We start from the raw sequence: 26,672 nt of genomic DNA on the forward strand, positions 1-26,672 counted from the left end.
TTTAGATGGTCAGCGTCCAGTCGTAATCCACGATCAGCGGTGCGTGCTGCGAGAACCGTGGCTGACGAGGCAAGCGCGCGCTACGTACGAAACGGCGCAGGCCCGGGGTCAGTATCTGGTAGTCGAAACGCCAACCGAGGTTGAGCATTTCAGCCTGTTCGTTATCCGGCCACCAGCTGTACTGGTCACCTTCACGGCTGACTTCACGCAGGGCATCGACATAGCCCATGTTGCCGACAATCTCGTCCATCCAGGCACGTTCAGGTGCCAGGAAGCCCGGGGATTGCTGGCTGTCACGCCAGTTTTTGATATCCAGCTTCTGTTGCGCCACGTACAGCGAGCCACAGTAAATGTACTCGCGACGTTTGCGTCGCTGTTTATCCAGATAACGGGCGAAATCGTCCATTAGCTTGAACTTCTGGTTCAAGTCTTCATCGCCGTTCTGCCCCGAAGGGAGCAGTAAGGTCGCGATGCTGACCTTGTCGAAATCGGCTTGCAGGTAGCGCCCGTAGCGGTCGGCCGTCTCGAAGCCGAGACCGCTGATGACTGCCTTCGGTTGCAGCCGCGAATACAAAGCCACGCCACCTTGGGCGGGAACTTCGGCTTCGCAGGCATAAAGGAAGTAGCCATCCAGTTGGAAGGCTGGATCGTCCAGTTCAAAGGCGGAGGCGCGGGTGTCCTGCAGGCAGATGACGTCGGCATTCTGTGCTTGCAGCCAACTGAGCAACCCTCGCTCCACTGCAGCCTGAATACCATTGACGTTCACACTGATGATCCGCATAAATGGCCCCAAAAATCGCGTGCGTGTATGATACACGGCGTCAACCTAATTAGCTAAATCCGTGGTATTTGGGGTTTTTTTCATGCAAGCGTATCAGCGCGATTTCATTCGTTTTGCCATCGATCGCGGCGTTTTGCGCTTCGGCGAGTTCACCCTGAAGTCCGGACGCACCAGTCCTTACTTCTTCAATGCGGGCCTGTTCAACACGGGTTCGGCCCTTGCGCAGCTGGGTCGTTTCTACGCGGCAGCCATCATCGAGAGCGGTATTTCTTTCGATGTATTGTTTGGTCCGGCGTACAAAGGCATCCCTTTGGCGGCGACCACCGCAGTGGCCTTGGCCGAGCATCATGACCGTGATTTGCCATGGTGCTTCAACCGCAAGGAAGCCAAGGCTCACGGCGAAGGCGGCAGCCTGGTCGGCGCACCGTTGACCGGCGACGTGCTGATCATCGATGACGTGATCACCGCTGGCACTGCCATCCGCGAGGTGATGCAGATCATCGCTTCGCAGGGCGGCGCCAAGGCGGCGGGTGTGCTCATCGCCCTGAACCGTCAGGAGCGTGGCAACGGCGAGTTGTCGGCCATCCAGGAAGTGGAGCGTGACTTCGGCATTCCGGTGATCAGCATTGTTTCGCTGAACCAGGTGCTCGAATTCCTGGCTGACGATCCGCAGCTCAAACAACACCTGCCGGCGGTTGAAGCCTACCGCGCGCAGTTCGGCGTCTAACGTAAAGGCCCTGTTTTTACAGGGCCTTTTTTCATCTGGCGATCAACGCAGGCTGCGCCATTTCGCACACAGGCGCAGGGTTAACCGGGCGTTGAACAGCGCAAACACCATCAGTGCAAACACAACCATCACGTAAAGTGTGCGATCCACGTCAAAGTCCCAAAGATCCAGCGTGCTGCTGGCCATGATTTTCACGGCGGCAGGCAAGTTGACGTAAAACAGCGCCAGGAAGGCGCTGGTCAGAGGGAGGGCGCAGGCGAACAAAACGTTCGTTACCTTTTTTCGGCTACGTTTTCTGGCGAGCGGGCCAGATTGGCTTTCATCCAGCTCCAGTGCTTCATGCAGCCTCGACCACGCCAGGTTGAACATGAAGGTGGTCAAGGTCAGCAGCAATCCACTGACCGCCACGATGTCACTGAACGGCATTGATCCCCAGCGTTGCGCAGAGCAGGTCGTGGGAATCCTCGCTAATCTCGAACTGCCCGGCGCTGCCTTTACGTTTTGTGATGGGTTTGAAGGTCGGCTCGTTCTGTGTGATCAGCATGTTCAGCTCATCACGAATGACGTCCGAACTGATCACCACCAGGTACACCGTCTGTGCATGTTCCGCAGACTCGATCACGGCTCGCATGCTGTGCTGCAGAATATCGTCCAGCTGATTACGAAAGCGCGAAACCGTGTTTTTCAGCAGGGTTTTGCTTTGGCTCTGGGTCAGCTGAAAAATCGTCGATATCTGAGATTCGGTCGGCAATGTCTGCCCGAAGTAGCTTTGAATCAGATACAGCAAGCGATCCTGTTTCGCTTCATCGGCCCGACTCGGCATGCCGCCTTCTACCAGCATTTTCAAGTATTCGGTCAGGCTCGCCTTGGCGATACGTTGTAAGGCATGAGCGATTTCGCTGTCGGATATCTTCAGGGTCTTTTTGACCGGCTCCTTCTGCTCCTGCTCGAAAGCCTGGGCGTCGATCGTGAACGAGATCTGCATGGCGGAGTCTCCCGTGATCACTTACCGGATTTCGGATAAGGGTCGTCCGTTGCGTCTCCTTGGCCGCTGAGGATTTTCCAGCCGTTTTGTACGTGCAATGAATCCAGGCGTTGCGGGCAGGGCGGCAAGGATTTTTTCGATTGGTTGGAATATTCGTAGCCGCAGTCGGCGCATTCGTAGGTGCCTGCGGAAACGTCGCTGCCGTTAGGTGCGTAAACTTTTTGCATGGGGTAGCTCTCCTGTGGATACAGGGAAGATCCTATGCGGATTAATGCTGGCGGGATGTCGGACGTTTCGCTGAGTCAGGTCGGACGTTTCCGGTAGACATAAAAAAGATCGCAGACTTCGTCAGCTCCTACGGAATATTCGTACATCCATAGGTGCTGCTGAAGGCTGCGATCTTTTGACGTTCTTGAATCAGTGACGCTTGCGATTGCTGATCAAGGTACCCACACCGGTGTCGGTGAAGATTTCCAGAAGAATCGCATTCGGCACCCGGCCATCGATGATCAACGAGCTGCCCACGCCGCCTTGCACCGCTTCCAGCGCGCAACGGATCTTTGGCAGCATGCCACCGTAGATGGTGCCGTCAGCGATCAAGTCGTCGACCTGTTGGGTGGTCAGGCCGGTCAGGACCGTGCCCGACTTGTCCATCAGGCCGGCGATGTTGGTCAGCAACATCAGCTTTTCAGCTTTCAGCGCTTCGGCGACTTTACCGGCCACCAGGTCGGCGTTGATGTTGTACGACTCGCCGTTGGCGCCGACACCGATTGGCGCGATCACCGGGATGAAGTCGCCTTTGACCAGCAGGTTCAGCAAGTCGGTGTTGATCCCGACCACTTCACCGACCTGGCCGATGTCGATGATTTCCGGTTGAGTCATCTCCGGCGTCTGGCGGGTCACGGTGAGCTTTTTCGCACGAATCAGCTCGGCATCTTTACCGGTCAGGCCGATGGCGCTGCCACCATGACGGTTGATCAGGTTGACGATGTCCTTGTTCACCTGGCCGCCGAGGACCATTTCCACCACGTCCATGGTTTGCGCGTCAGTCACGCGCATGCCATCGATGAAGTGGCTCTCGATCGACAGACGCTTGAGCAGGTCGCCGATTTGCGGGCCGCCGCCGTGAACCACCACCGGGTTAATGCCGACGGCTTTCATCAGCACGATGTCGCGGGCGAAGCCGGTTTTCAGCTCCTCGCTTTCCATCGCGTTGCCGCCGTATTTGATCACCAGCGTCTTGCCGACATAGCGGCGAATGTAAGGCAGCGCTTCGGACAGGACCTTGGCGGTGTTGGCGGCGGCTTCGCGTTCGAGGGTCATTCAGGGCTCCGGGTGCTTCAGAAGATCAAAACGGTAATTGGAGATCAGGTGCAACACGCTTCAACTGGACTTTGAATACGTCCTTGATGCGCTGCAATTCCGCCTCGTCATCGGCCTCGAAGCGCAGCACCAGCACCGGTGTGGTGTTGGACGCGCGCACCAGGCCCCAGCCTTTGGCGTAGTCGACTCGCACGCCGTCAATGGTGGTCAGGTCGGCGCCTTCGCCCCACTTCGCGTCGTGCAGAGCATCAATGATGCTGAATTTGCTCTCTTCGGTCACATGGATATTGATTTCCGGCGTAGAAATATCGTTCGGGAAGGTCGCAAACAGCTCTTCCGCGGTGGATTTTTCTTTGCTGAGGATCTCCAGCAGACGAGCGGCGCTGTAAATGCCGTCGTCGAAACCGAACCAGCGCTCCTTGAAGAAGATGTGGCCGCTCATTTCGCCGGCCAGCAGGGCGCCGGTTTGTTTCATTTTCTTTTTGATCAACGAGTGACCGGTCTTCCACATTAGCGGGCGACCGCCGTATTCCTTGATCAATGGCGTCAGGCGTCGGGTGCATTTGACGTCGAAGATGATTTCCGCGTCAGCGTTGCGCGCCAGCACGTCGCGGGCGAACAGCATCAGCAGGCGGTCCGGGAAGACGATGCTGCCGGTGTTCGTCACCACGCCGACGCGGTCGCCATCTCCGTCGAAGGCCAGGCCCAGGTCAGCGTTGGTTTCCTTGACCTTGGCGATCAGGTCCACGAGGTTTTCAGGCTTGCCCGGGTCCGGGTGGTGATTCGGGAAGTTGCCGTCGACGTCGCAGAACAGCGGGATGACTTCGCAGTTCAGGGCTTCGATCAGTTGCGGGGCGATCACGCCGGCCGCGCCGTTACCGCAGTCGACCACGACTTTGAGGCGACGAGCCAGTTTGATGTCCTGGACGATTTCGGTGTTGTAGCGGTCGAGGATTTCGACCTGGGTGACGCTGCCCTTGCCGCTGCTCAGGTTGTTGGTCTTGAGGCGTTCGTGCAGGGCCTGGATCTGTTCGTTGGCCAAGGTGTCGCCAGCGATGACGATCTTGAAGCCGTTGTAGTTCGACGGGTTGTGACTGCCGGTGAGCATGACGCCGGATTTGCCTTCCAGCACGTTGGCGGCGTAGTACAGCGCTGGTGTTGGCACCAGGCCGACGTCGCTGACGTGGCAACCGCTGTCGGCGAGGCCTTTGATCAGTTGCTCCACCAATTCCGGGCCGGAGAGGCGACCGTCACGGCCAACGGAAACGTTCGGTTCGTCCTGGGCCAGGCTCTGGGAGCCGATGGCGCGACCGAGCCAATAAGCGGTTTCAGCGTTCAAGAATTCCGGGACGGTGCCGCGAATATCGTAGGCGCGGAAGATGCTGTCGGGGAACTTGGGTGCGACTTGGGCTGGGCTGCTCATTACTGGAAATGCTCCATCTCGAAGGGTGGCTGGACCTGCTGCGAAGAACTCGTCGGCAGGCTCAAACTGAAGGGTATGACGGCGTTTTCCACTGAGAGTTCGTGGTGTGTAAAGGCCATGACCCCAACATTAGCGAGCGATTGGCTGGCCAATGCCTTGATTTTGGGCGGTAAACCTTCCAGATGAGGCTAGTGCAATTTTCATCATCCAGCGCACTTGCTCCCGCTTTCCCTGTAGGAGCTGCCGAAGGCTGCGATCTTTTGATCTTAAAATCGAAAATCAAAAGATCGCAGCCTTCGGCAGCTCCTACAGGGAGGGCTTCAGCGGATCAATGGCTACCAGAATGCCCGAAACCGCCGGCGCCGCGTTCGGTTTCAACGAACTCTTCGACCATCTCGAAGTGCGCTTGAACGACCGGCACCAAAACCAGCTGGGCCAAACGCTCGCCCACCACCATGTTGAAGTCGGTCTGGCCACGGTTCCAGCACGACACCATCAGCGGGCCTTGATAATCGGAGTCGATCAGGCCGACCAGGTTGCCCAGCACGATGCCGTGCTTATGACCCAGGCCCGAGCGCGGCAGAATCAGCGCCGCCAGGCCTGGATCACCGATGTACACCGACAGGCCGGTAGGAATCAGCAGGGTTTCGCCCGGCTTGATGACGGTGTCTTTTTCCAGCATGGCGCGCAGGTCGAGGCCGGCGGAGCCTGGCGTGGCGTACTGCGGCAGCGGGAAGTCGGTACCGATGCGAGGGTCGAGGATCTTGGCTTGCAAAGCGTGCATGTAAATTAAACCTGGTTCAGACGTTCGGAGATAAAAGTGATCAGCTGGCGGGCAATCTTGCTCTTGCTGGTCTGGGCGAAAAGTGTGGCGTGTAGCTGGCGGTCGATCACGCTGCAGGCGTTTTCTTCGCTGTTGAAGCCAATGCTCGGGTTTGCGACGTCGTTGGCGACGATCAAATCGAGGTTCTTGTCTTTCAACTTGCGGGCAGCGTAATCGAGCAGGTGTTCGGTTTCAGCGGCGAAACCGACACTGAACGGTCGGTCAGGGCGGGTGGCGATGGTGGCCAGAATGTCCGGGTTACGCACCATCTGTAGCAACAAGCCGTCGCCGTTCGTAGGGTCTTTCTTGAGTTTCTGTGGGGCGACGACTTCCGGGCGGTAGTCCGCGACTGCCGCAGAAGCGATGAACAGATCGCAAGGGATCGCGGCTTCACAGGCGGCGAGCATGTCGCGGGCGCTGACCACGTCGATGCGGGTGACGCGATCTGGCGTTGGCAGGTGCACCGGACCGGTGATCAGCGTCACGCGGGCACCGGCTTCTACCGCGGCTTCGGCCAGGGCAAAGCCCATTTTTCCGGAGCTGTGGTTGGTGATGTAGCGCACCGGGTCGATGTTTTCCTGGGTCGGGCCAGCGGTGATCAGCACGTGTTTGCCGGTCAGCGCCTGACGCTGGAAGCAGTCCGCCGCGCACTGGGCGAGGTCGGTGGCTTCGAGCATGCGGCCCATGCCGACATCGCCGCAGGCCTGGCTGCCGGAGGCCGGGCCGAAGGTTTTCAGGCCACGGCTTTCGAGGGTTTGCAGGTTGGCCTGGGTGGCCGGGTCGCGCCACATGGCCTGGTTCATCGCCGGGGCAACGGCGACCACGGCGTCGGTGGCCAGCACCAGCGTGGTCAGCAGGTCGTCGGCAATGCCTTGGGCCAGGCGGGCAATAAGGTCCGCAGTGGCGGGGGCGATCAGCACCAGGTCGGCCCATTTGGCCAGCTCGATGTGGCCCATGGCAGCTTCGGCCTCCGGGTCGAGCAGATCGAGGTGGACCGGATGCCCGGACAAGGCCTGCATGGTCAACGGTGTGATGAACTCGCTGCCGCCGCGGGTCATGACCACGCGCACTTCGGCGCCCTGGTCGATCAGGCGGCGAACCAGGTCAGCGCTCTTGTAGGCAGCAATACCGCCGCCGACGCCCAGAACGATGCGTTTCCGATACAGCCGCTGCATAGGTCTGCCTTTCATTTCGTTGATGACTGCGTGGCGATACCCCCTCCCCAGGAGTGAAATCGCTCGCAAAAAAGATGGGCTACGATATCACAGCGACCGCTACGGAACAGCGGCGCCCACAGAGCAGGGAGGTGCTATGAGTATTCGCGATTGGCCAGCGGCGGAACGGCCGCGGGAGAGGTTGCTTGAGTTGGGCTCGGGGAGCCTTTCAGACGCCGAACTGCTGGCGATTTTTTTACGAACGGGCGTGTCGGGTAAAAGCGCGGTAGATCTGGCGCGACACCTGTTGAATCAGTTTGGCAGCCTGCGCTCGCTGCTCGAGGCCGATCAAGCAGCATTCAGCAGGCAGTTGGGGCTCGGGCCGGCGAAATTCGCTCAGTTGCAAGCGGTCCAGGAAATGAGCCGGCGGCATTTGGCCGAACGTGCGCGCCAAAAATCGGCATTGGAGAATCCGCAGGCGGTTCGTGATTACCTGAAGTCGATGCTGCGCCACGAGCCTCACGAGGTGTTCGGCTGTCTGTTTTTGGATTCCAGGCATCAAGTGCTGACTTTTGAAGTGCTGTTTCGCGGCTCCATCGACAGCACTAGTGTCTATCCGAGACAAGTGGTTAAACGCGCGCTGGCCCACAACGCCGCAGCGTTGATCCTCTGCCATAACCATCCGTCGGGTAATACCAATCCCAGTCAAGCCGACCGAGTGCTGACCAAGCGCCTGCAAGAGGCGCTGGACCTGATCGATGTGCGGGTGCTCGACCATTTCATCATCGGTGACGGCGATCCGCTGTCCATGGCCGAGTACGGGTGGATGTGACTGGGTACCGGAACTAACTGAGTCCCTTGTGGGAGCGAGCTTGCTCGCGATAGCGTCCCTTCAGTCACTGAATAGGGTGACTGACACGGCGCTATCGCGAGCAAGCTCGCTCCCACAGGTTTTGTGTCGGGTCCGACTACTTGAGGTTGACCTTCGAGTAATCCTGACGACCAAACGGGATGACCGAGTAACCTTCGACGTCCTTGCGCGTCAGCGCGAAGGCGGTCGGGTGGGCCAGCGGCAGCCACAGCGCCTGCTGCTGGATCTGTGCCTGGGCCTGTTCGTAGAGCTTGGTACGCACACCTTGCTCGCCGGTGGTCTTGCCGGCGCTGATCAGCTTGTCCAGGTCCTGGTTGCAGTAGCGTGCGAAGTTGGTGCCGGATTTGACCGCGGCGCAGGAAAACTGCGGCGTGAGGAAGTTGTCCGGGTCGCCGTTGTCGCCGGCCCAGCCCATGAACAACAGGTCGTGTTCACCGGCCTTGGCGCGGCGAATCAGCTCGCCCCATTCGATCACGCGAATCTCGGCCTGAATGCCGATTTCCGCGAGGTCCGATTGCAGCATTTGAGCGCTGAGGCTCGGGTTCGGGTTGAGCAGACTGCCGGAAGGTCGGGTCCAGATGGTGGTCTGGAAACCGTCCTTGAGCCCGGCCTTCGCCATGAGTGCTTTGGCTTTTTCGACGTCATGCGGATAACCCGGCAGGCCTTTGGCATAGCTCCAGGTGTTCGGCGGGTATGGACCGTTGGCAGGTTCGGCGGTGTCTTCGAACACGGCTTTGACGTAGTTGGCCTTGTCGAACGCGAGGTTGATCGCCTGGCGCACTTCAGGCTTGTCCAGCGGCGGATGCTGGCTGTTGATGCCGACGAACGCGGTCATGAAGGCGTCAGTCTTTTCCACTTTCAGGGTCGGTTCTTTCAGCGCTGCCTGTACGTCCAGAGGCTTGGGCGACAGGGCGATCTGGCACTCGTTGCGGCGCAATTTCTGCAAACGCACGTTGGCGTCCGGCGTGATCGCGAAGATCAGCGGATCTACCGACGGCTTGCCGCGGAAGTAATCAGCGTTGGCCTTGTAGCGAATCGAGGCGTCTTTCTGGAAGCGCGTGAAGATGAACGGCCCGCTGCCGATTGGCTGGCTGTTGAGCTTTTCCGGAGTGCCGGCCTTCTGCAGTTTGTCGGCGTATTCAGCGGAGTAGATCGAGGCGAAGCCCATGCTCAGCGTCGGGAGGAAGGTCGAGTCCGGGTGGTCGAGGGTGAAGCGCACGGTCATCGGGTCGAGCGCATCGATCTTCTTGATCAGCGCCGGCAGTTGCATCGACTGGGCGTGTGGGAAGCCGCTTTGGGCGACTTTGTGCCAAGGGTTTGCCGGGTCGAGCATGCGGTCGAAGCTGAACTTCACGTCTTCGGCGGTCATGTCGCGCGACGGGCTGAAGTACTCGGTACGGTGGAATTTCACCTGCGGGTGCAATTTGAAGACATAGGTCAGGCCGTCGGGCGTGACTTCCCAGCTGTCGGCGAGGCTGGCGACCACTTTGCCGCTGGCGGTATCGAAGTCCACCAGACGGTTCATCAGCACGTCGGCCGAGGCGTTGGTGGTGGTCAGCGAGTTGTATTGCACCACGTCGAAGCCTTCCGGGCTTGCCTCAGTGCAAACGCTCAGAGCGGCGGCATGGGCCAATGGGCTCAGCAGAAGAGGGGCGAGCAACAGCGGTAGGGCAGCGAGGCGCATGGTCGGATTCCTTTACAGATCGAAGGCCCATCTGCAAGTGCAGTCTGGAAAAGGCTTACCCTAGTGGGCTCTTTTGCAAATGACTATCCCCTTTTTCATTTTAGGGGGACTATGTGCGCTTGTTTTCGGTGATGCGGGCCGAGGAAAACCCAGAATTGGTCGGTTGGCCGATTCTCTGCGACGAGCGGTCTTAATCGACCACAGCCTTTATCCAAGGCGCCCGGCGCCCGAAAAATGGGAAATTTATCAAGTCCGCGCACACGGAATGTTGTTGCTCTCCAGTCTTTCTGGTATAAAGCAGCGCTCTTTTCTAGGGGCCCGGTTCCTTCACTGTAGGTGTAGCCGGTAAGACCTCTAAAGAAACGCGGCGCCTGGCGCCAAATGACTGAGAGATTAAGCGGCCAACCCATGCCGGGTTGGGCATGTGGTTTTAGAGGGCTGAGGCATGTCGAGAGTATGTCAAGTTACCGGTAAGGGTCCGGTGACTGGGAATAACATTTCCCACGCAAACAACAAAACCCGTCGTCGTTTCCTGCCGAACCTGCAGCATCACCGCTTCTGGGTTGAAGAAGAGAAACGTTTCGTGCGTCTGCGCGTATCTGCCAAAGGCATGCGTATCATCGACAAGCGTGGCATCACTGTCGTGCTGGCCGAAATCCGCAAAGCTGGCAAGATCTAAGGGAGCTAATCATGCGTGAATTGATTCGTTTGATTTCGAGCGCCGGTACTGGTCACTTCTACACTACCGACAAGAACAAGCGCACTACTCCGGACAAAATCGAGATCAAGAAATTTGATCCGGTTGTTCGCAAGCACGTGATCTACAAAGAAGGCAAAATCAAGTAATTGATTTTTCCCTCTTACGAAAAAGGCCCGTATCGCGAGATACGGGCCTTTTTTGTTGCCTGTGGTTTTGTGTTGCTCTTCAGGGCCCCATCGTCGGAACGCCGCCCGGAGCAAGCTCGCTCCCACAGGTTTTGTGATCGACACAACTCCCCTGTGGGAGCGAGCTTGCTCGCGATGAGGGCGGCCCAGACAGCAAAAATCTTCAGGCTTTCTGTTCAAACACCACATAGATCTTGCGGCACGGCTCCAGCACCTCCCAGGTGCCTCTGAACCCGGCCGGGATCACGAAGCGATCGCCCACGCGCAGGGTCTTGCCGTTGCCTTCGTTGTCGCGCAGCACTGAAACGCCCTGAACGATTTCGCAGTATTCATGCTCGGTGTAGTTCACATGCCACTGGCCGACTTCGCCTTCCCACACACCGGCGCTCATCTGGCCGCAAGGACTGTTGTAGTGGTTGTACACTGCTTGTTCAGGGTCGCCCTTGAGGACTTTCGCCGGGTCCGGCCGATAGCGATCGGGCTGGGTAGTGGTCTGGCTGAAGTCGACGATGTCCTGGATGCTCATTGTTGTAATCCCCCGTGATTGCGGCGCGAGTGGTTGGAAAGTCCAAAGTCTATGTTTATTAAAATGAACACCGCAAGGCCGTTTGCCGACCTTGTGTCAAATATATTGAAACAACCCCGGCCACTGGTTTAGGGTGGCGGTTGCCTTGGGCCGAAAAAGCAGGCTGGCCGGGCAGAATTCCTGAGGACGCCCGCGAAGACCGCGGGGCGCTCGTATTCAACAAGAGGAGGACACTCGTATGACCACCCTGACTCGTGCCGATTGGGAACAACGGGCTCGCGATCTGAAGATCGAAGGCCGCGCCTACATCAATGGCGAATACACCGATGCTGTCTCCGCCGAGACCTTCGAGTGCATCAGCCCGGTCGATGGTCGTCTGCTGGGCAAGATTGCCAGCTGTGACGCCGCCGACGCCCAGCGCGCTGTTGAAAACGCCCGCGCCACTTTCAATTCCGGCGTCTGGTCGCGCCTGGCGCCGACCAAACGTAAAGCCACCATGATCCGTTTCGCCGGCCTGCTGAAACAGCACGCCGAAGAGCTGGCCCTGCTTGAAACCCTGGACATGGGCAAGCCGATCAGCGATTCCCTGTACATCGACGTTCCAGGCGCGGCGCAAGCCCTGAGCTGGAGCGGTGAAGCCATCGACAAGATCTACGACGAAGTGGCCGCGACTCCCCATGACCAGCTGGGTCTGGTGACCCGCGAACCAGTCGGCGTAGTCGGCGCGATCGTGCCGTGGAACTTCCCGTTGATGATGGCGTGCTGGAAACTCGGCCCGGCGCTGTCCACCGGTAACTCGGTGATCCTCAAGCCATCCGAAAAATCCCCGTTGACCGCTATCCGCATCGCTGCGCTGGCCGTTGAGGCCGGCATCCCGAAAGGTGTGTTGAACGTCCTGCCAGGTTACGGTCACACCGTCGGCAAGGCCCTGGCCCTGCACAATGATGTGGACACCCTGGTGTTCACCGGTTCGACCAAAATCGCCAAGCAATTGCTGATCTACTCCGGCGAATCGAACATGAAACGCGTCTGGCTCGAAGCCGGCGGCAAAAGCCCGAACATCGTGTTCGCCGATGCGCCGGACCTGCAAGCTGCCGCTGAATCGGCTGCCGGCGCCATCGCCTTCAACCAGGGCGAAGTTTGCACTGCCGGCTCGCGTCTGTTGGTGGAGCGTTCGATCAAGGATAAATTCCTGCCGCTGGTGATCGAGGCCCTCAAAACCTGGAAACCGGGCAACCCGCTGGACCCGGCGACCAACGTCGGCGCGCTGGTGGATACCCAGCAGATGAACACCGTGCTGTCCTACATCGAATCCGGCCACACCGACGGCGCCAAACTGGTGGCGGGCGGAAAGCGCATTCTTCAGGAAACCGGTGGCACCTACGTTGAGCCGACGATTTTCGACGGCGTCAGCAACGCGATGAAAATCGCTCAGGAAGAAATCTTCGGCCCAGTGCTGTCGGTGATCACTTTCGATACCGCCGAAGAAGCCATTGCGATTGCCAACGACACCCCTTACGGCTTGGCCGCAGCGGTGTGGACCAAGGACATTTCCAAGGCCCATCTGACTGCCAAGGCACTGCGCGCTGGTAGCGTGTGGGTCAACCAGTATGACGGCGGCGACATGACGGCCCCGTTCGGTGGCTTCAAGCAGTCCGGCAACGGTCGCGACAAGTCGCTGCATGCGTTCGACAAGTACACCGAGCTGAAGGCGACCTGGATCAAGTTGTAAATTTGTAGCGGCCCCGGTCATATCCGGGGCCAAGCACAACGAAGATCCCCTGTGGGAGCGAGCTTGCTCGCGATAGCGGTCTGACAGTCGACGTCAATGTTGAATGTGAAACTGCCATCGCGAGCAAGCTCGCTCCCACAGTGTTTTGTGCAGTCTGAAAAAATAGTATCCACAGGAGCGTGGAAAATGCGTTGGGCGACTTATTTCGCCGTGTTGGCGTCTGTCTTGAGTGTCGGCCTGGCGCTGGGCGTCAGCATGCCGTTGGTGTCGTTTCGCCTGGAAGGCTGGGGTTATGGCTCGTTCGCCATCGGTGTGATGGCAGCGATGCCCGCTATTGGCGTATTGCTGGGGGCAAAGATCTCCAGCCATCTGGCCGCGCGTCTGGGCACGGCCAATCTGATGCGTTTGTGCCTGTGGGCCGGGGCTTTGTCCATCGGTTTGCTGGCGCTGTTGCCGAGTTATCCGATCTGGCTGGTACTGCGGTTGATGATCGGGGTGATCCTGACCCTCGTCTTCATTCTCGGCGAAAGCTGGATCAACCAGCTGGTGGTCGAACAATGGCGCGGGCGATTGGTGGCGCTGTATGGCAGCAGCTATGCGCTGAGTCAGCTGGCCGGGCCGTTGCTGCTTGGCGTTGTGGGCACCGAACACGATTACGGATTCTGGGTCGGCGTCGGCTTGCTGACGGCGGCACCGTTCCTGTTGCTGGGCCGCAGCGGCGCGCCCTCCAGCGAAGCCAGCAGCGTGACCTTCGGTGACTTGCTGGCCTTCTGCCGTGGCCTGCCGGCGATTGCCTGGGCGGTGTCGCTGTTCGCAGCGTTCGAAGCGATGATCCTGACTTTGTTGCCGGTTTATTGCCTGCGTCAGGGCTTTACGACGGACATTGCGTTGGCGATGGTCAGCACGGTGGTGGTGGGTGATGCCTTGCTGCAATTGCCGATTGGCGCACTGGCTGATCGCTTGTCGCGACGTACGTTGTTCACCGGGTGTGCGGTGGTACTGCTGATATCGAGCCTGGCCATCCCGTTGTTGATCGATACGTTGCTGATCTGGCCGTTGTGGGTGTTGTTCGGTGCCAGTGCCGGTGGCTTGTTCACCTTGTCACTGATCCTGATCGGCGAGCGCTATCGCGACGATGCACTGGTGCGCGCCAATGCGCATATCGCGCAGCTGTGGGGGATCGGTTGCCTGGTCGGACCGCTGGCGGCCGGTGCCGGCAGTCAGTGGATCAGCGGGCATGCGTTGCCACTGCTGATGGCGGCCGGTGCGCTGGGGTTGGTTATTCTGCTGTCGCGCCAAGGCGCGTTTGGTGCGGTGCAACCCGCATAGATCAAAAGATTCAAGCTACAGCATCCGCTCCAGGCCGACGGCGGTGCTCATCCACGCATTGAAGCGCCGCCACCAGCTCCCGGGTTCCTTGGTCAGGGTGTGCAATTTGCCGTCATCTTCAGTGACCCAGACAATCTGGCCATTCTCAAGCTTGGCCTGATAACTCAGGGCCGGCGCCATGCCTTGGAACGCCAGTTCACGCACGCGCGCGGCGAGTTCCGGGCTGTCCACCAGCACCCCGACTTCGGTGTTCCACAGCACTGAGCGTGGGTCGAAATTGAACGAGCCGATGAAAGACTTCTGTTGGTCGAAAATGATTGCCTTGCTGTGCAGGCTGGAATCGGAGCCGCGGTAAGACTTGCTGTAAAAGACATGCGGGCCGCTACCGCCGCCTTCGCCGGGCTGGCGACGCAATTCGAACAGCTGCACGCCATGCTCCAGCAATGCCTTGCGATACGGCGCGTAACCGCCATGCACCGCCGGCACGTCAGTGGCTTCCAGTGAGTTGGTCAGCATCTTCACCGACACTCCGGCATCGGCGCGGCCAGTCAAGTAAACCAGCCCCGGCTGGCCGGGTACGAAGTAGGCCGAAACCATGATCAGCTCTTTGCTGACGCCATTGAGCTCGGGCGCCAACTGCGTGGTCAGCAGCAACTGCGGGTCGGGCTCGCCGTCGGCCAGCACCTTGCTCGGCGCGTCCCACAGTGCCTGGTTCCAGGCCCAGATCAACTCCCGACGCCAGATTGCCAGGCGCGGGTGAGTGGTGTAGGTCATCAACTGCTGATAGAGCGCGTGATTCTGTTTGCGCGTTTCCTCAAGCGATTCTTCCAGTCGGGTCCGGGTGTTTTCCAGGTCCCTGGCCGTCGGTTTGCTCGAGAGGAACTGGTCGATAGGCTTGCTCAGCGCACTGTTCCAGTATTGGTCGAAACTGTGCCCCAGTTGTTCGGCGACCGGACCGACACCGAGCATGTCGATGTCAGTGAAGTTCAGGTTGGGTTCAGCATCGAAGTACTCATCCCCCAGATTGCGTCCACCGACGATGGCCATGCTGTTGTCGGCCAGCCACAGCTTGTTGTGCATGCGCCGGTGTTGCTGCGACAGGTTGAGCAACCGTCCCACCGCTCGTGTCACGCCGGTGCTGCGGCCCAGGTGCAATGGGTTGAACACACGGATCTGGATCTGCGGATGTGCCGCCAGCGTGGCGATGATGCGGTCCAGGCCATCGCTGGCGGTGTCGTCGAGCAGAATGCGCACGCGCACCCCGCGATCAGCAGCCTTGAACAGTTCATCCACCAGCATCCGCGTGCTGATGCCGTCGTGAACGATGTAGTACTGCAAATCCAGGCTGCTTTGGGCGTTGCGGATCAGCTCTGCGCGGGCCGTGAAGGCTTCGGTGCTGTCGGAGAGCAGGCGGAAGCCGGATTTCCCTTCGTGGGGGGCAGCCTGAGCCTGAATCGAGCGACCGAACGCCGAGTCACTGGCGGGCAGCGCCTGGCTCGGTTCGCGCGAAACGTTGAACGTCGCACAGCCGCCGAGGAACGAGGCGAGTAACAGAAGAGCGAGCAGGGGCTGTCTGACTCTCACGTGGGATCGTTCCGATTGGCGGCAGGTGTCGGCATATGGACGCTGGATTCCCGAGAAAGGTCAGTCGGTGATGCAGTCGGTTTCCGCGAGCAGTTGGATCGCTGCGGCGCCGACCTTGCGCACCGCTTCTTCAATTTGCGGTGTTGGCTTGGCAGCGTAGTTCATCCGCAGGCAATTGCGGTATTTGCCCGAGGCGGAAAAGATACTGCCAACGGCAATCTGTACGCCTTGATCATGCAGCGCACGATTCAGTTTCAGGGTATCGAAGCCCTCCGGCAGCTCGACCCACAACATGAAGCTGCCTTGTGGTCGGCTGGCGCGGGTGCCGGCCGGGAAGTAACGCGTGACCCAATCGATCATCACGTCGCGATTGCGTTGGTATTGGGTGCGCATCCGCCGCAAATGCGGTTCGAAGTGCCCGGCCTTGAGAAATTCGGCAATCGCGATCTGCGGTTGCGGCGCCGTAGAACCGGTGCTGATGTATTTCATGTGCAGCACCCGTTCCAGATACCGTCCCGGCGCCACCCAACCGATCCGCAGCCCCGGCGCCAGGGTCTTGGAAAATGAACTGCACAGCAGGACGCGGCCGTCCTCGTCGAAGGATTTGATCGTGCGCGGGCGCGGGTAGGTGTAGGCCAGTTCGCCATACACATCATCCTCGATGATCGCCACGTCGAAACGCTGTGCGAGTGTCAACAACGCGCGTTTACGCGACTCCGGCATGATGTAGCCCAGCGGGTTGTTGCAGTTGGGGGTCAACTGTATGGCCTTGATCGGCCATTGTTCCAAGGCCAGTTCGAGGGCATCGAGACTGATCCCGGTGAGCGGGTCGGTGGGGATTTCCAGGGCTTTCATGCCCAGGCCCTTGAGGGTTTGCATGGCGCCGTGAAAGCTTGGCGAATCCACGGCGACAATATCGCCCGGCTCGCAGATGGAGCGGATGCTGGTGGACAGCGCTTCGTGACAACCGGTGGTGATCACCAGATCGTTGGCGCTCAACTGGCAGCCGGAATCGAGCAGCAGGCGGGCAATCTGTTCGCGCAGTTCGAGGGTGCCGTAGATGTTGTCGTAATACAGACCGGGCATGTCCTGTCGCCGGCTGATTCGCGCCAGGTTGCGCAGCAGCGGTTTCATGGTCGGCGTAGTGATGTCCGGCATGCCGCGACCCAGTTGCACGACATCTTTGCGCGGGACGGCGCGAATGAGTTCCAGCACCTGATCCCACTGGGAAATATCCACCGGCCGCTGCGCCGGGCGGCCTATGGCCGGAAGCTCCGGCAGTTCGCGCCCCACTGGTACGAAGTAGCCCGACTTGGGTTTGGGGGTCGCCAGGCCGCTGTCTTCGAGCACGCGATACGCCTGCTGCACCGTGCTCAGGCTGACGCCGTGTTCAACACTCAACGCCCGCACCGACGGCAGCCGGTCACCTGGGCGATAAAAGCCCTGTTCGATACGTGTGCCGAGTAGTTCGGCGAGGTTGACGTAAAGGGTCATGGCGCAGTCTCAGTGTGGGTGATTCGGTTGACCAGTACAGATTGGTCGAAAATAGGGGATTCAGACGCTGAAATGCAAAATCTGTATGGAGTTAATACAGTCTCGTTGAATCTGTAATGCTTTTTGCCGTCCACGCATCATGAAAGCTCTGGCTACCCAAGTAAACAGGAGCAATCAACATGAACGGCTTGAGCGATGTGCGGCTGACGTTACACAGTCAGGAACTGGCGGCAGGGCAAATCAACGGCGCACGCGAGGCGATGATGCGCAACGCACCGTCCGGCCTGAGTCGCTGGGGCCTGTTCTGGCATCGTCTGCACACGCGCAAGGTGTTGCTGGAGCTCACGCCCGAGCAGCTGAGGGATGTGGGGCTGAGTCGGGAGCAGGCACGGGAGGAGGGCTTGAAGCCGTTCTGGCGTCTGTGAGATGAAATGCGATCCCTTGTAGCAGCTGCCGAAGGCTGCGTCCGACTGCGCAGCAGTCGTAAACCAGGCGCCGCGGTTTGCCTGAAAGAGCGGTTGCAGGATTTGCGACGGCTTCGCCGCCGAACGCTGCCTCGCGGTGCTCGTCAGCTGCTACAAGGGCGGACATGTCGCTGAATCAAGTTCAGGCCAACTCTTTAAGCCGATGCCACAACATCCCCAACGCCAACAACGGCGAGCGCAAATGTTTCCCACCGGGAAAGGTAATGTGCGGAACCCGAGCAAACAGATCAAACCCACCACCCTGCTGCCCACTGATCGCTTCAGCCAACAACTTACCCGCCAAATGCGTGGCATTCACGCCATGACCGGAATAAGCCTGGGCGTAATACACATTCGGCTGATCCTTGAGCCGGCCGATCTGCGGCAAACGGTTGGCGCCGATGCCGATCATCCCGCCCCATTGATAGTCGATCTTGACCCCGGCCAGTTGCGGGAAAACCTCCAGCATCTTCGGCCGCATGTAGGCGGCGATGTCCTTCGGGTCGCGACCTGAATAATGGCAGGCGCCGCCAAACAGCAAGCGTCGGTCCGCCGAGAGCCGGTAGTAGTCCAGCGCCACCCGTTGATCGCAGACCGCCATGTTCTGCGGCAGTAGCGAGTGTGCCAGCGCTTCACTCAAGGGTTCGGTGGCGATGATGTAGCTGCCGGCGGGCAGCACCTTGCCGCTGAGTTCGGGATTGAGTTCATTGAGGTAGGCGTTGCAGCCCAGCACCAGCGTCTTGGCGCGGACCGAACCTTGGGCGGTATGGACCTTGACCTCGGGGCCATAATCGATGCGGGTGACTGCCGATAGTTCGAACAGCTTCACCCCCAAATGCTGCGCGGCGGCCGCTTCGCCCAATGCCAGGTTCAGCGGATGCAGGTGCCCTGATCCCATGTCGATCAAACCGCCGACGTAACGGTCGGAACCCACTACGGAATGCATTTCACTGGCTTGCAGCAGACGTGTTTCGTAACGGTAACCGAGACTGCGCAGCTCTTCGGCGTCCTCGGCAAAACCTTCGAGGTCTCGGGGTTTGTTGGCCAGATCGCAATAGCCCCACGTGAGGTCGCAAGGGATCTGAAAACGCTCGACGCGCTGTCGGACGATTTCCACCGCTTCCAGGCCCATGAGTTTCATCTGACGCACGCCGTCCGCACCGACCACGTCAGTAAACTGATCGAGGCCATGGCCGACGCCACGAATCAACTGCCCTCCATTGCGTCCGCTGGCGCCCCAACCGATTTTGTGGGCTTCGAGCAGGATCACACTGAAGCCGCGTTCGGCCAGTTCGAGCGCCGTGTTCAACCCGGAGAACCCGCCACCGACCACGCACACGTCAGCCACCAGATCGCCTGTGAGCACCGGATGATCGGGCTGCGGCAGGCTGCTGGCGGCGTAGTAAGAAGCAGGATGCTGGTGGTTCGGGGCAGGTTGCTGAGCACGGGCATTCATGTGCGTGTTCCTGATTCTTGTGTTTAGAAAATTTGACGGAGCATAAGCCGGACCTTCGGGCACGGGCAACACTGGTCGGTTGGTGCTGTCTGGATCGGGGCTTTTGCGTCAGAATCCCGCTCTATTCCGCTTTTGGTTACCGCTTCGATGAGCTGCAACAGTCAGAAAATTCGCACGCTTCGGCAGCAGATTCCCTCGTTCGAGTGCGTGCCCGGCTGCCATGACTGCTGTGGGCCGGTGACCACTTCACCGGAAGAAATGTCCCGCCTGCCCCGCAAGACCCGCGCCGAGCAAGACGCTGCGATGGATGAGCTCAATTGCGTTCACCTCGGACCCAACGGCTGCACCGTGTATGACGAGCGGCCGCTGATTTGTCGGTTGTTCGGCACCACCAAGACCTTGCCGTGCCCGAATGGGCGGGGGCCGGTGGAGCTGATTCATCCGCGGGTGGAGAAGCAGATTCATGAGTACATGGCCAGCACCCGACAAGTCCTCGTCTAAGCGGAGACCGAGCCGCCTGCCATCGCGAGCAAGCTCGCTCCCACATTAGATCTTCAGTGAACACAAATCTCGTGTAAGACGCAGATCAATGTGGGAGCGAGCTTGCTCGCGATGGGGCCCGAACAGGCACCGCAAAACTCTCAATCCGGAATCGGCAGATTCAAGCTCTCTTTCACCTCTTCCATCACGATGTAGCTCTTTGATTCGCGCACATGCGGCAGCTTGAGCAGGATGTCGCCCAGCAGTTTGCGGTACGAGGCCATCTCGGAAATCCGCGCCTTCACCAGATAGTCGAAATCCCCTGACACCAAATGGCACTCCAGCACGTGGGGAAGCTTCAGCACCGCGCGTCGGAACTCTTCGAAAGTATCGCCGGATTTGTAGTCGAGGCTGATCTCGACGAACACCAGAAGACTACCCTTGAGGTGCTGCGGATTGAGCCGGGCGTTGTAGCCCATGATGATCCCTTCGCGCTCCAGCCGCCGGACCCGCTCGGTACACGGCGTGGTCGAGAGCCCGACCTTTTCCCCCAGCTCGGTGAAGGAGATGCGCCCGTCCGCTTGCAGGATCCGCAGGATGTTGCGGTCGATCTTGTCCAGCTCACGTTTGGTCTGAGTGTTGGTACGCATAGGGGATGCGCCTCCGTGAAAAGCGTTTTTGCCGAGAATTCTCGCCAAATATAGGCACTTATATAGTGAAAAGCACTGCCTAATCTTTTTTACACTGCGCACATCAATGCTCGACAACTACGAACGTCAGCGGCAAGCCGCGATGAGGAATATGAAAATGCGCGTTATGGTCTTGGGTAGCGGCGTCATCGGCACCACCAGTGCTTACTATCTGGCGCGTGCCGGGTTTGAAGTGGTGGTCGTGGACCGTCAGCCGGCCGCTGCCATGGAGACCAGTTTCGCCAACGCCGGGCAGGTTTCGCCGGGTTATGCCTCGCCGTGGGCTGCGCCGGGTGTTCCACTTAAAGCCATCAAGTGGCTGTTGCAGCGCCACGCACCGCTGGCGATCAAGGCCACCGCCGACATCGACCAATACCTGTGGATGGCGCAGATGCTGCGCAACTGCACCGCCAGTCGTTATGCGGTGAACAAAGAGCGTATGGTCCGCCTGTCCGAGTACAGCCGTGACTGCCTCGACGAATTGCGCGCCGAAACCGGCATTGCCTACGAAGGCCGTAGCCTCGGTACTACACAACTGTTCCGCACCCAGGCTCAACTCGACGGCGCCTGGAAAGACATTGCCGTGCTGAAAGAGTCTGGCGTGCCGTTCGAACTGCTCGACCGCGCCGGCATTGCCCGCGTTGAGCCGGCGCTGGCCAACGTCACCGACATCCTCGCCGGTGCCCTGCGCCTGCCGAACGACCAGACCGGCGATTGCCAGATGTTCACCACCCGCCTGGTCGAAATGGCTACCAAATTGGGTGTGGAATTCCGCTTCGACCAAGACATTCAGCGCCTCGACTACGCCGGCGACCGCATCAACGGCGTATGGATCGACGGCAAGCTGGAAACCGCTGATCGCTACGTGCTGGCCCTGGGCAGCTACTCGCCGCAACTGCTCAAGCCGCTGGGTATCAAGGCGCCGGTGTATCCGCTCAAGGGTTATTCCTTGACTGTGCCGATCACCAATCCTGCGATGGCCCCGACTTCGACTATTCTCGACGAGACCTACAAGGTCGCGATCACCCGTTTCGACAACCGCATCCGCGTCGGTGGCATGGCTGAAATAGCCGGTTTTGACCTGTCGCTGAACCCGCGTCGGCGCGAAACCCTGGAGATGATCGTCAACGACCTCTATCCTCAGGGCGGCGATCTGGCCCAGGCAAGTTTCTGGACCGGTCTGCGTCCGACCACCCCGGACGGCACGCCGATCGTGGGTGCTACACCGTTCAGCAATCTGTTTTTGAACACGGGTCATGGCACGCTCGGCTGGACCATGGCATGCGGTTCCGGTCGCTTGCTGGCTGATCTGATGGCGAAGAAAACGCCGCAAATCAGCGCCGAAGGCCTCGATATTTCCCGTTATGGAAAAAAACTTCAGGAGTCTGCAAAACATGTCAATCCAGCGCCAGCTCACCAATGAGCGCATGAGCCAGATCGTAGTCCACAGCGGTACCGTGTATCTGGCAGGGCAGGTCGGCGACGATATGAACGCCGGGATTGAACAGCAGACCCGTGAAACGCTTGCCAACATCGAGCGTTTGCTGGATCTGGCCGGGACCGACAAGAGCCGTTTGCTGTCGGTGACGATTTACTTGAAAGACATTGATGCACACTTTGAAGGCATGAACGCGGTCTGGGACAAGTGGCTGCCAAAAGGCGTCGCACCGGCCCGTGCCACGGTTGAATCGAAGTTGTGCGAACCGGAAATCCTGGTTGAGCTGTCGGTTGTCGCCGCTCTGCCATAAACCCGTCAGAAAGATCCCTCTCCCGGTGCTACTGGCGGTTCACGCCGTCAGCAAGCGCCGGTTTTTCTTCCCATGACCGCCTAGAAGTCTGCCGCCATGCGTCCAGCCCGTGCCCTGATCGACCTTCAAGCCCTGCGTCACAACTACCAAATCGCCCGTGAAGTCACGGGGGCCAAGGCCCTAGCGGTGATCAAGGCCGATGCCTACGGCCATGGCGCGGTGCGTTGCGCCCAGGCACTGGAAGCCGAGGCGGACGGGTTTGCCGTGGCCTGCATCGAAGAAGCGTTGGAGCTGCGAGCCGCGGGCATTCGTGCGCCGGTGTTGCTGCTGGAAGGTTTTTTCGAGGTCGATGAGCTATCGCTGATTGTCGAGCATGACTTCTGGTGCGTGGTGCATTCGCTGTGGCAGCTCGAAGCCATCGAGAACGCTGCACTGAGCAAGCCGATCACGGTCTGGCTCAAGCTCGATTCGGGCATGCATCGGGTGGGCTTGCATCCAAAGGATTATCAGGCGGCCTATCAACGGCTGCTGGCCAGCGGCAAAGTCGCGAAGATTGTACTGATGAGTCACTTCGCCCGGGCCGATGAGCTGCACAGTCAGGCCAGTACCGAGCAGGTCGCGGTGTTCGAAGCGGCGCGCCAGGGCTTGTCGGCTGAGGTCAGCCTGCGTAACTCGCCGGCAGTGCTCGGTTGGCCGCAGATTCCAAGTGATTGGGTTCGCCCGGGCATCATGCTCTACGGCGCGACTCCGTTTGAAGAAGCCAACGCCGTGGCGTCCCGCCTGCAACCGGTGATGACCCTCGAATCGAAAGTGATTTGCGTGCGTGACCTGCCGGCCGGCGAGCCGATCGGTTACGGCGCCACATTCATCACCCAGAAACCAATGCGCGTGGGCGTGGTGGCCATGGGTTACGCCGATGGCTACCCACGTCAGGCACCGACCGGTACACCCGTGATGGTTGCCGGGCAACGCAGCCAGTTGATTGGCCGGGTGTCGATGGACATGCTCTGCATCGACCTGACCGATGTGCCCCAAGCCGGCCTCGGTTCGACCGTCGAGTTGTGGGGCAAAAATATCCTCGCCAGTGACGTGGCGGCGGCTGCGGGCACGATTCCTTACCAGATCTTCTGCAACCTGCGCCGGGTGCCAATGCTCTATTCCGGGGCTTAGGTCAAAGCACGCCGACCGAAAGTCGCTTCGCCGAATAGGATTCAGGTCCAAGTGTTGTAAATACTGAACGCTGTCGCCATGATATCGCTCAATATTCCAACAACCTGAATCCCTGGAGGCTCCAGCATTGGACGTCGGTGAACGACTGCAATCCATCCGTAAGCTCAAAGGACTTTCCCAGCGTGAACTCGCCAAGCGCGCGGGCGTCACCAACAGCACCATTTCGATGATCGAGAAGAACAGCGTCAGCCCCTCGATCAGTTCGCTGAGGAAGGTACTGGGCGGGATTCCCATGTCCATGGTCGAGTTCTTTTCCGAAGAGATCCTGCAGGAAAAACCGACTCAGATCGTCTACAAAGCCAACGAGCTGATCGATATTTCCGATGGTGCAGTGACCATGAAGCTGGTCGGCAGGGCTCATCCGAGCCGGGCCATCGCGTTCCTCAACGAAATCTACCCGCCAGGCGCCGACACCGGTGATGAGATGCTCACCCATGAGGGCGAGGAAACCGGGATTCTGCTCGAAGGTCGACTTGAACTGGTGGTGGGGCTTGAAACGTTTGTGCTCGAAGCCGGCGACAGCTACTACTTTGAAAGTACTAAACCGCACCGTTTCCGTAATCCGTTCGATGCGCCAGCGCGACTAATCAGCGCAGCTACGCCAGCGAATTTCTAAGAAAAGAGGCGTCCCGCCAGCATTGCGCAGGTGCCCGAGTTGTTTTTCCGACACGCATAAGACCCCTTCGACTTTAGGGTTGTTTCAGTGTGGCGGGCTTACCGTTATACTTGCGCCCGCCTGCGAACCGTGGCCGTGGGCGTGACTAGCCACCATTGAGGGTGAACGCGTGAATCTAATTATGAAAATGCTGGCCGTACCAGCAACCGTATTGGCCCTTTGGGCAGTCAGCGCACAAGCTGCGACCAACGACGATATTGCTAAACGCCTTGAGCCAGTCGGCCAGGTTTGCGTTCAGGGTAAAGAGTGCAAGGGGATGGAAGTCGCTGCTTCGGCGGGTGGTGGTGATGCCAAAACCCCTGATTCCGTGATTGCAAAACATTGCAACGCTTGCCACGGCACCGGCCTGTTGGGCGCGCCGAAAGTCGGTGATGCGACAGCCTGGGGCGACCGCGCCAAGAAAGAAGGCGGCCTTGACGGCTTGCTGGCGAAGGCGATCTCCGGCGTCAACGCGATGCCGCCTAAAGGTACCTGCGCCGATTGCTCTGATGCAGATCTCAAGGGCGCCATCCAGAAGATGTCCGGGTTGAAATAAGCCCCATCTTCAGCGAAAAAGCCGCTTGCGAGCGGCTTTTTTGTGCCCGCGATTTGCGCCTGGGACTATTCTTTGCAGCAAAGGCCCGGCAAGCCCGGTCCAACCCCAATTCACGGAATGTAAGGGAGGATCAGATGGTGCAGCTGTGTTCTATCGAGCAAGCGGTCGATGATGTCTTGGCACGGTTGCCGGCGCATATCCACATGGGCCTGCCCCTTGGTCTGGGCAAACCCAACCACTTCGTCAACGCGCTGTTTCAACGCATCGCGCAGTTGCCCGAGCGGCAGCTGACGGTCTACACCGCCCTGTGCCTGGGCCGTCCTTCCTTGGGCGACGGTTTGCAAAAGCGTTTTCTTGAGCCCTTCATCGAGCGGGTTTTTGGCGATTATCCGGAACTGGATTTCCTGGCCGACCTGCATCGCGACAGCCTGCCGTCCAACATCCATGTTCAGCAATTCTTCATGCAACCCGGCAGCCTGCTCCACAGCGCACAGGCCCAGCAGGATTACGTCAGCAGCAATTACAGCCACGCCGCTCGAGACATCAACGCCGCCGGGTTGAACCTGGTGGCGCAATTGGTGGCGAGCCACAGCGAGCACCCCGACCGCCTGAGCCTGAGTTGCAACCCGGACATCACCCTCGACCTGTTCCCCATGATCGCCAAGCGTCGAGCGGCGGGGGAGACGATCCTGCTGGTGGGCCAGGTGCACAACGATTTGCCGTACATGCCCGGCGATGCTGAAATCGGTATCGACACGTTCGACCTGCTGATCGACGAGAAGGACAGCACCACGCTGTTCTCCACGCCGAACATGCCGGTGGGTTTCCAGGATCACTTCATCGGGCTGCACGCCAGCACGTTGGTGCGCGACGGCGGCACCTTGCAGATCGGCATCGGCGCCATGGGTGATGCCCTGACCGCTGCGCTGCTGGCACGGCAGGCCGACAATGACGGTTACAAGGCGTTGCTGGCGGACGTGAATCTCAGCCAGTGGGCGCAACTCATCGACCGCGAAGGCGGCGTCGAACCCTTCGCCAAGGGCCTTTACGGTTGCAGCGAAATGTTCGTCAACGGCTTGCTGGTGCTGGCCGATGCCGGGATCGTGCGGCGCAAGGTCTATCCGGATGTGCCGACCCAGCAACAGGCGAATGCCGGCACGCTGGATGAAGCCGCGCAGACTGACGGCATCTCGGTGCACGGTGGTTTCTTCCTTGGGCCGCGCAGTTTCTATGAGCGGTTGCGCGAGCTGCCGCACAGCAAGCGGCTCGAATTCAACATGACCCGCATCAGCTACATCAATGAGCTTTACGGTCAGGAAGAGCTCAAACGCTTGCAGCGCCTCGATGCGCGCTTCATCAACACCGTGTTCACCATGACCTTGCTGGGTGCAGGTGTGGCCGATCAGCTCGAAGACGGGCGAGTACTCAGCGGTGTCGGTGGGCAATACAACTTCGTCGCCCAGGGTCATGCGCTGGAAGGCGCGCGTTCGGTGCTGCTCCTGCGCAGCTGGCGCGAATCGGGCGGTGAGGTCAGTTCGAACCTCGTGTGGGAGTACGGCCATTGCACGATCCCGCGACACCTGCGAGACATTGTGGTCACCGAGTACGGCATCGCCGACCTGCGGGGCAAGACCGATGCGGCGGTGATCGAGGCGTTGCTGAATATCAGCGACTCACGTTTCCAGCCGGGGTTGATCGAACAGGCTCAGGCAGTCGACAAGTTACCGAAGAATTTCCGCATTGATCCACGCTTTGCCGACAACAGTCCGCAGCGCTTGCAGGCCATTCAGGCGCGGCATCCGCAGTTGTTTCCGGAGTATCCGTTGGGCTGTGATTTCACCGCTGAAGAGCGGGATCTGTTGCGGGCGCTGAACTGGCTGAAGAGCAAGTTCAAGCTCACGGAGATTCTGGAACTGGGCAAGGCCGCGCTGGATGCGCCAGAACCTTCATCGTTTCCCGAGCATCTGGAACGAATGCAGCTGGCCAATCCGGAAGGGCTGAAAGAGGATTTGTTTCAGCGGTTGCTACTGACGGGCCTGAAGGCCACCGCTATTTAACGACCAACACAAATCA

At 59.5% G+C, this 26,672-nt stretch carries 27 protein-coding genes and 1 pseudogene; 14 read left to right on the top strand and 14 right to left on the bottom strand.

The genetic code is table 11. The features are described from left to right. Position 1: 1 nt before the first annotated feature. Positions 2–781, bottom strand: coding sequence for an exodeoxyribonuclease III (locus ACIQU2_RS17680; protein WP_008030595.1), 780 nt, complete (start codon positions 779–781; stop codon positions 2–4). Between the two features lie 82 nt (positions 782–863). Here ACIQU2_RS17680 and pyrE point away from each other — a divergent pair, with 82 nt between their 5' ends. Continuing rightward, positions 864–1,508, top strand: coding sequence for an orotate phosphoribosyltransferase (gene pyrE, locus ACIQU2_RS17685; protein WP_403142916.1), 645 nt, complete (start codon positions 864–866; stop codon positions 1,506–1,508). Positions 1,509–1,550: 42 nt separating this feature from the next. Here pyrE and ACIQU2_RS17690 read toward each other — a convergent pair whose 3' ends face one another. The 7 genes and pseudogenes from ACIQU2_RS17690 to coaBC form a co-directional block, all read right to left on the bottom strand. Then, the gene (locus ACIQU2_RS17690; protein ID WP_403142918.1) at positions 1,551–1,934 is read right to left on the bottom strand and encodes a hypothetical protein; all 384 of its coding nucleotides are present in this window, start codon (positions 1,932–1,934) and stop codon (positions 1,551–1,553) included. Beyond that, complete coding sequence (locus ACIQU2_RS17695; protein ID WP_046053850.1) at positions 1,921–2,493, bottom strand: hypothetical protein; 573 nt, start codon at positions 2,491–2,493, stop codon at positions 1,921–1,923. The genes ACIQU2_RS17690 and ACIQU2_RS17695 overlap by 14 nt, the downstream gene beginning before the upstream one ends. Positions 2,494–2,510: 17 nt before the next feature. Continuing rightward, positions 2,511–2,720 carry a hypothetical protein gene (locus ACIQU2_RS17700; RefSeq protein WP_134420911.1) on the bottom strand — a complete coding sequence of 70 codons (210 nt, stop codon included), beginning with the start codon at positions 2,718–2,720 and terminating at the stop codon, positions 2,511–2,513. 190 nt (positions 2,721–2,910) lie between these two features. Further along, entirely contained in the window at positions 2,911–3,816 is a 906-nt protein-coding gene (gene argB, locus ACIQU2_RS17705) for an acetylglutamate kinase (RefSeq protein WP_008007602.1), read from the bottom strand. Positions 3,817–3,841: 25 nt separating this feature from the next. Continuing rightward, positions 3,842–5,245 (bottom strand): annotated as a pseudogene (locus tag ACIQU2_RS17710) (phosphomannomutase/phosphoglucomutase); the annotation flags it as partial. A 322-nt stretch (positions 5,246–5,567) separates the two neighbouring features. Next, the gene (gene dut / locus ACIQU2_RS17715) at positions 5,568–6,023 is read right to left on the bottom strand and encodes a dUTP diphosphatase (protein ID WP_134420907.1); all 456 of its coding nucleotides are present in this window, start codon (positions 6,021–6,023) and stop codon (positions 5,568–5,570) included. 5 nt (positions 6,024–6,028) lie between these two features. After that, on the bottom strand, positions 6,029–7,237 hold the full coding sequence (coaBC, locus tag ACIQU2_RS17720; RefSeq protein ID WP_347802613.1) for a bifunctional phosphopantothenoylcysteine decarboxylase/phosphopantothenate--cysteine ligase CoaBC: 1,209 nt from the start codon (positions 7,235–7,237) through the stop codon (positions 6,029–6,031). Between the two features lie 136 nt (positions 7,238–7,373). Between coaBC and radC the strand changes: the two genes are divergently transcribed. After that, the gene (gene radC, locus ACIQU2_RS17725; protein WP_347802599.1) at positions 7,374–8,048 is read left to right on the top strand and encodes a DNA repair protein RadC; all 675 of its coding nucleotides are present in this window, start codon (positions 7,374–7,376) and stop codon (positions 8,046–8,048) included. A 136-nt stretch (positions 8,049–8,184) separates the two neighbouring features. Here radC and ACIQU2_RS17730 read toward each other — a convergent pair whose 3' ends face one another. After that, complete coding sequence (locus ACIQU2_RS17730; RefSeq protein WP_403142922.1) at positions 8,185–9,771, bottom strand: ABC transporter substrate-binding protein; 1,587 nt, start codon at positions 9,769–9,771, stop codon at positions 8,185–8,187. A 445-nt stretch (positions 9,772–10,216) separates the two neighbouring features. Here ACIQU2_RS17730 and rpmB point away from each other — a divergent pair, with 445 nt between their 5' ends. Then, the gene (rpmB, locus tag ACIQU2_RS17735) at positions 10,217–10,450 is read left to right on the top strand and encodes a 50S ribosomal protein L28 (RefSeq protein ID WP_007894701.1); all 234 of its coding nucleotides are present in this window, start codon (positions 10,217–10,219) and stop codon (positions 10,448–10,450) included. Positions 10,451–10,461: 11 nt separating this feature from the next. Next, positions 10,462–10,617, top strand: a complete 156-nt coding sequence (rpmG, locus tag ACIQU2_RS17740) for a 50S ribosomal protein L33 (protein WP_007894709.1) — start codon at positions 10,462–10,464, stop codon at positions 10,615–10,617. 202 nt (positions 10,618–10,819) lie between these two features. On the opposite strand, the gene ACIQU2_RS17745 is transcribed toward rpmG, so the two are convergent. Beyond that, a complete protein-coding gene (locus ACIQU2_RS17745) occupies positions 10,820–11,182 on the bottom strand; it encodes a cupin domain-containing protein (RefSeq protein ID WP_403142924.1) in 363 nt (120 codons plus the stop codon). A 238-nt stretch (positions 11,183–11,420) separates the two neighbouring features. On the opposite strand from ACIQU2_RS17745, the gene ACIQU2_RS17750 reads away from it, so the two are divergent. Beyond that, positions 11,421–12,914, top strand: a complete 1,494-nt coding sequence (locus tag ACIQU2_RS17750; RefSeq protein ID WP_008150178.1) for an aldehyde dehydrogenase — start codon at positions 11,421–11,423, stop codon at positions 12,912–12,914. Positions 12,915–13,100: 186 nt separating this feature from the next. Then, positions 13,101–14,243, top strand: coding sequence for an MFS transporter (locus ACIQU2_RS17755; RefSeq protein WP_403142927.1), 1,143 nt, complete (start codon positions 13,101–13,103; stop codon positions 14,241–14,243). A 15-nt stretch (positions 14,244–14,258) separates the two neighbouring features. Here the strand turns inward: ACIQU2_RS17755 and ACIQU2_RS17760 are convergent, their stop codons facing one another. Together ACIQU2_RS17760 and ACIQU2_RS17765 are read right to left on the bottom strand one after the other, a co-directional pair. Next, on the bottom strand, positions 14,259–15,827 hold the full coding sequence (locus ACIQU2_RS17760; RefSeq protein WP_403142930.1) for a phospholipase D family protein: 1,569 nt from the start codon (positions 15,825–15,827) through the stop codon (positions 14,259–14,261). Between the two features lie 60 nt (positions 15,828–15,887). Beyond that, a complete protein-coding gene (locus ACIQU2_RS17765) occupies positions 15,888–17,321 on the bottom strand; it encodes a PLP-dependent aminotransferase family protein (protein WP_403142931.1) in 1,434 nt (477 codons plus the stop codon). A 179-nt stretch (positions 17,322–17,500) separates the two neighbouring features. Here ACIQU2_RS17765 and ACIQU2_RS17770 point away from each other — a divergent pair, with 179 nt between their 5' ends. After that, the gene (locus ACIQU2_RS17770) at positions 17,501–17,746 is read left to right on the top strand and encodes a DUF1127 domain-containing protein (RefSeq protein WP_347802605.1); all 246 of its coding nucleotides are present in this window, start codon (positions 17,501–17,503) and stop codon (positions 17,744–17,746) included. A gap of 181 nt (positions 17,747–17,927) precedes the next feature. Here the strand turns inward: ACIQU2_RS17770 and ACIQU2_RS17775 are convergent, their stop codons facing one another. Next, on the bottom strand, positions 17,928–19,241 hold the full coding sequence (locus ACIQU2_RS17775) for an NAD(P)/FAD-dependent oxidoreductase (RefSeq protein WP_403142934.1): 1,314 nt from the start codon (positions 19,239–19,241) through the stop codon (positions 17,928–17,930). Between the two features lie 147 nt (positions 19,242–19,388). On the opposite strand from ACIQU2_RS17775, the gene ACIQU2_RS17780 reads away from it, so the two are divergent. Beyond that, positions 19,389–19,742, top strand: coding sequence for a YkgJ family cysteine cluster protein (locus ACIQU2_RS17780; RefSeq protein WP_007947437.1), 354 nt, complete (start codon positions 19,389–19,391; stop codon positions 19,740–19,742). Between the two features lie 140 nt (positions 19,743–19,882). Here ACIQU2_RS17780 and ACIQU2_RS17785 read toward each other — a convergent pair whose 3' ends face one another. Further along, on the bottom strand, positions 19,883–20,371 hold the full coding sequence (locus ACIQU2_RS17785) for an Lrp/AsnC ligand binding domain-containing protein (protein ID WP_003206849.1): 489 nt from the start codon (positions 20,369–20,371) through the stop codon (positions 19,883–19,885). Positions 20,372–20,528: 157 nt separating this feature from the next. On the opposite strand from ACIQU2_RS17785, the gene dadA reads away from it, so the two are divergent. From dadA to ACIQU2_RS17815, 6 genes are all read left to right on the top strand, one after another. Beyond that, entirely contained in the window at positions 20,529–21,833 is a 1,305-nt protein-coding gene (gene dadA, locus ACIQU2_RS17790) for a D-amino acid dehydrogenase (protein ID WP_403142937.1), read from the top strand. Beyond that, positions 21,805–22,158 carry a RidA family protein gene (locus ACIQU2_RS17795; RefSeq protein WP_008150191.1) on the top strand — a complete coding sequence of 118 codons (354 nt, stop codon included), beginning with the start codon at positions 21,805–21,807 and terminating at the stop codon, positions 22,156–22,158. The genes dadA and ACIQU2_RS17795 overlap by 29 nt, the downstream gene beginning before the upstream one ends. 96 nt (positions 22,159–22,254) lie before the next feature. Continuing rightward, complete coding sequence (gene alr, locus ACIQU2_RS17800; RefSeq protein WP_403142940.1) at positions 22,255–23,328, top strand: alanine racemase; 1,074 nt, start codon at positions 22,255–22,257, stop codon at positions 23,326–23,328. A gap of 127 nt (positions 23,329–23,455) precedes the next feature. Further along, positions 23,456–24,004 (top strand): cupin domain-containing protein, encoded by a 549-nt coding sequence (locus tag ACIQU2_RS17805; RefSeq protein WP_008150195.1) that lies wholly within the window; start codon positions 23,456–23,458, stop codon positions 24,002–24,004. A 169-nt stretch (positions 24,005–24,173) separates the two neighbouring features. Continuing rightward, positions 24,174–24,599: a c-type cytochrome gene (locus ACIQU2_RS17810; RefSeq protein ID WP_347802609.1), complete on the top strand. Its 426-nt coding sequence runs from the start codon at positions 24,174–24,176 to the stop codon at positions 24,597–24,599. A gap of 134 nt (positions 24,600–24,733) precedes the next feature. Continuing rightward, a complete protein-coding gene (locus ACIQU2_RS17815) occupies positions 24,734–26,656 on the top strand; it encodes an acetyl-CoA hydrolase/transferase C-terminal domain-containing protein (protein WP_403142943.1) in 1,923 nt (640 codons plus the stop codon). The last annotated feature ends 16 nt before the right edge of the window (positions 26,657–26,672 follow it).

This window comes from Pseudomonas sp. NPDC098740 (assembly GCF_044760065.1).
GTDB lineage: Bacteria > Pseudomonadota > Gammaproteobacteria > Pseudomonadales > Pseudomonadaceae > Aquipseudomonas > Aquipseudomonas rossensis.

Excerpts from the sequence above, each read along its gene's own strand:
- coaBC (WP_347802613.1), bottom strand. The coding sequence starts at position 7,237 with ATGCAGCGGCTGTATCGGAAACGCATCGTTCTGGGCGTCGGCGGCGGT.
- ACIQU2_RS17755 (WP_403142927.1), top strand. The coding sequence starts at position 13,101 with ATGCGTTGGGCGACTTATTTCGCCGTGTTGGCGTCTGTCTTGAGTGTC.
- ACIQU2_RS17815 (WP_403142943.1), top strand. The coding sequence starts at position 24,734 with ATGGTGCAGCTGTGTTCTATCGAGCAAGCGGTCGATGATGTCTTGGCA.
- ACIQU2_RS17695 (WP_046053850.1), bottom strand. The coding sequence starts at position 2,493 with ATGCAGATCTCGTTCACGATCGACGCCCAGGCTTTCGAGCAGGAGCAG.
- ACIQU2_RS17795 (WP_008150191.1), top strand. The coding sequence starts at position 21,805 with ATGTCAATCCAGCGCCAGCTCACCAATGAGCGCATGAGCCAGATCGTA.
- rpmB (WP_007894701.1), top strand. The coding sequence starts at position 10,217 with ATGTCGAGAGTATGTCAAGTTACCGGTAAGGGTCCGGTGACTGGGAAT.
- ACIQU2_RS17745 (WP_403142924.1), bottom strand. The coding sequence starts at position 11,182 with ATGAGCATCCAGGACATCGTCGACTTCAGCCAGACCACTACCCAGCCC.
- ACIQU2_RS17690 (WP_403142918.1), bottom strand. The coding sequence starts at position 1,934 with ATGCCGTTCAGTGACATCGTGGCGGTCAGTGGATTGCTGCTGACCTTG.
- ACIQU2_RS17680 (WP_008030595.1), bottom strand. The coding sequence starts at position 781 with ATGCGGATCATCAGTGTGAACGTCAATGGTATTCAGGCTGCAGTGGAG.
- argB (WP_008007602.1), bottom strand. The coding sequence starts at position 3,816 with ATGACCCTCGAACGCGAAGCCGCCGCCAACACCGCCAAGGTCCTGTCC.
- radC (WP_347802599.1), top strand. The coding sequence starts at position 7,374 with ATGAGTATTCGCGATTGGCCAGCGGCGGAACGGCCGCGGGAGAGGTTG.
- rpmG (WP_007894709.1), top strand. The coding sequence starts at position 10,462 with ATGCGTGAATTGATTCGTTTGATTTCGAGCGCCGGTACTGGTCACTTC.
- ACIQU2_RS17750 (WP_008150178.1), top strand. The coding sequence starts at position 11,421 with ATGACCACCCTGACTCGTGCCGATTGGGAACAACGGGCTCGCGATCTG.
- ACIQU2_RS17780 (WP_007947437.1), top strand. The coding sequence starts at position 19,389 with ATGAGCTGCAACAGTCAGAAAATTCGCACGCTTCGGCAGCAGATTCCC.
- ACIQU2_RS17730 (WP_403142922.1), bottom strand. The coding sequence starts at position 9,771 with ATGCGCCTCGCTGCCCTACCGCTGTTGCTCGCCCCTCTTCTGCTGAGC.
- ACIQU2_RS17700 (WP_134420911.1), bottom strand. The coding sequence starts at position 2,720 with ATGCAAAAAGTTTACGCACCTAACGGCAGCGACGTTTCCGCAGGCACC.
- ACIQU2_RS17775 (WP_403142934.1), bottom strand. The coding sequence starts at position 19,241 with ATGAATGCCCGTGCTCAGCAACCTGCCCCGAACCACCAGCATCCTGCT.
- pyrE (WP_403142916.1), top strand. The coding sequence starts at position 864 with ATGCAAGCGTATCAGCGCGATTTCATTCGTTTTGCCATCGATCGCGGC.
- dut (WP_134420907.1), bottom strand. The coding sequence starts at position 6,023 with ATGCACGCTTTGCAAGCCAAGATCCTCGACCCTCGCATCGGTACCGAC.
- alr (WP_403142940.1), top strand. The coding sequence starts at position 22,255 with ATGCGTCCAGCCCGTGCCCTGATCGACCTTCAAGCCCTGCGTCACAAC.
- dadA (WP_403142937.1), top strand. The coding sequence starts at position 20,529 with ATGCGCGTTATGGTCTTGGGTAGCGGCGTCATCGGCACCACCAGTGCT.
- ACIQU2_RS17765 (WP_403142931.1), bottom strand. The coding sequence starts at position 17,321 with ATGACCCTTTACGTCAACCTCGCCGAACTACTCGGCACACGTATCGAA.
- ACIQU2_RS17785 (WP_003206849.1), bottom strand. The coding sequence starts at position 20,371 with ATGCGTACCAACACTCAGACCAAACGTGAGCTGGACAAGATCGACCGC.
- ACIQU2_RS17770 (WP_347802605.1), top strand. The coding sequence starts at position 17,501 with ATGAACGGCTTGAGCGATGTGCGGCTGACGTTACACAGTCAGGAACTG.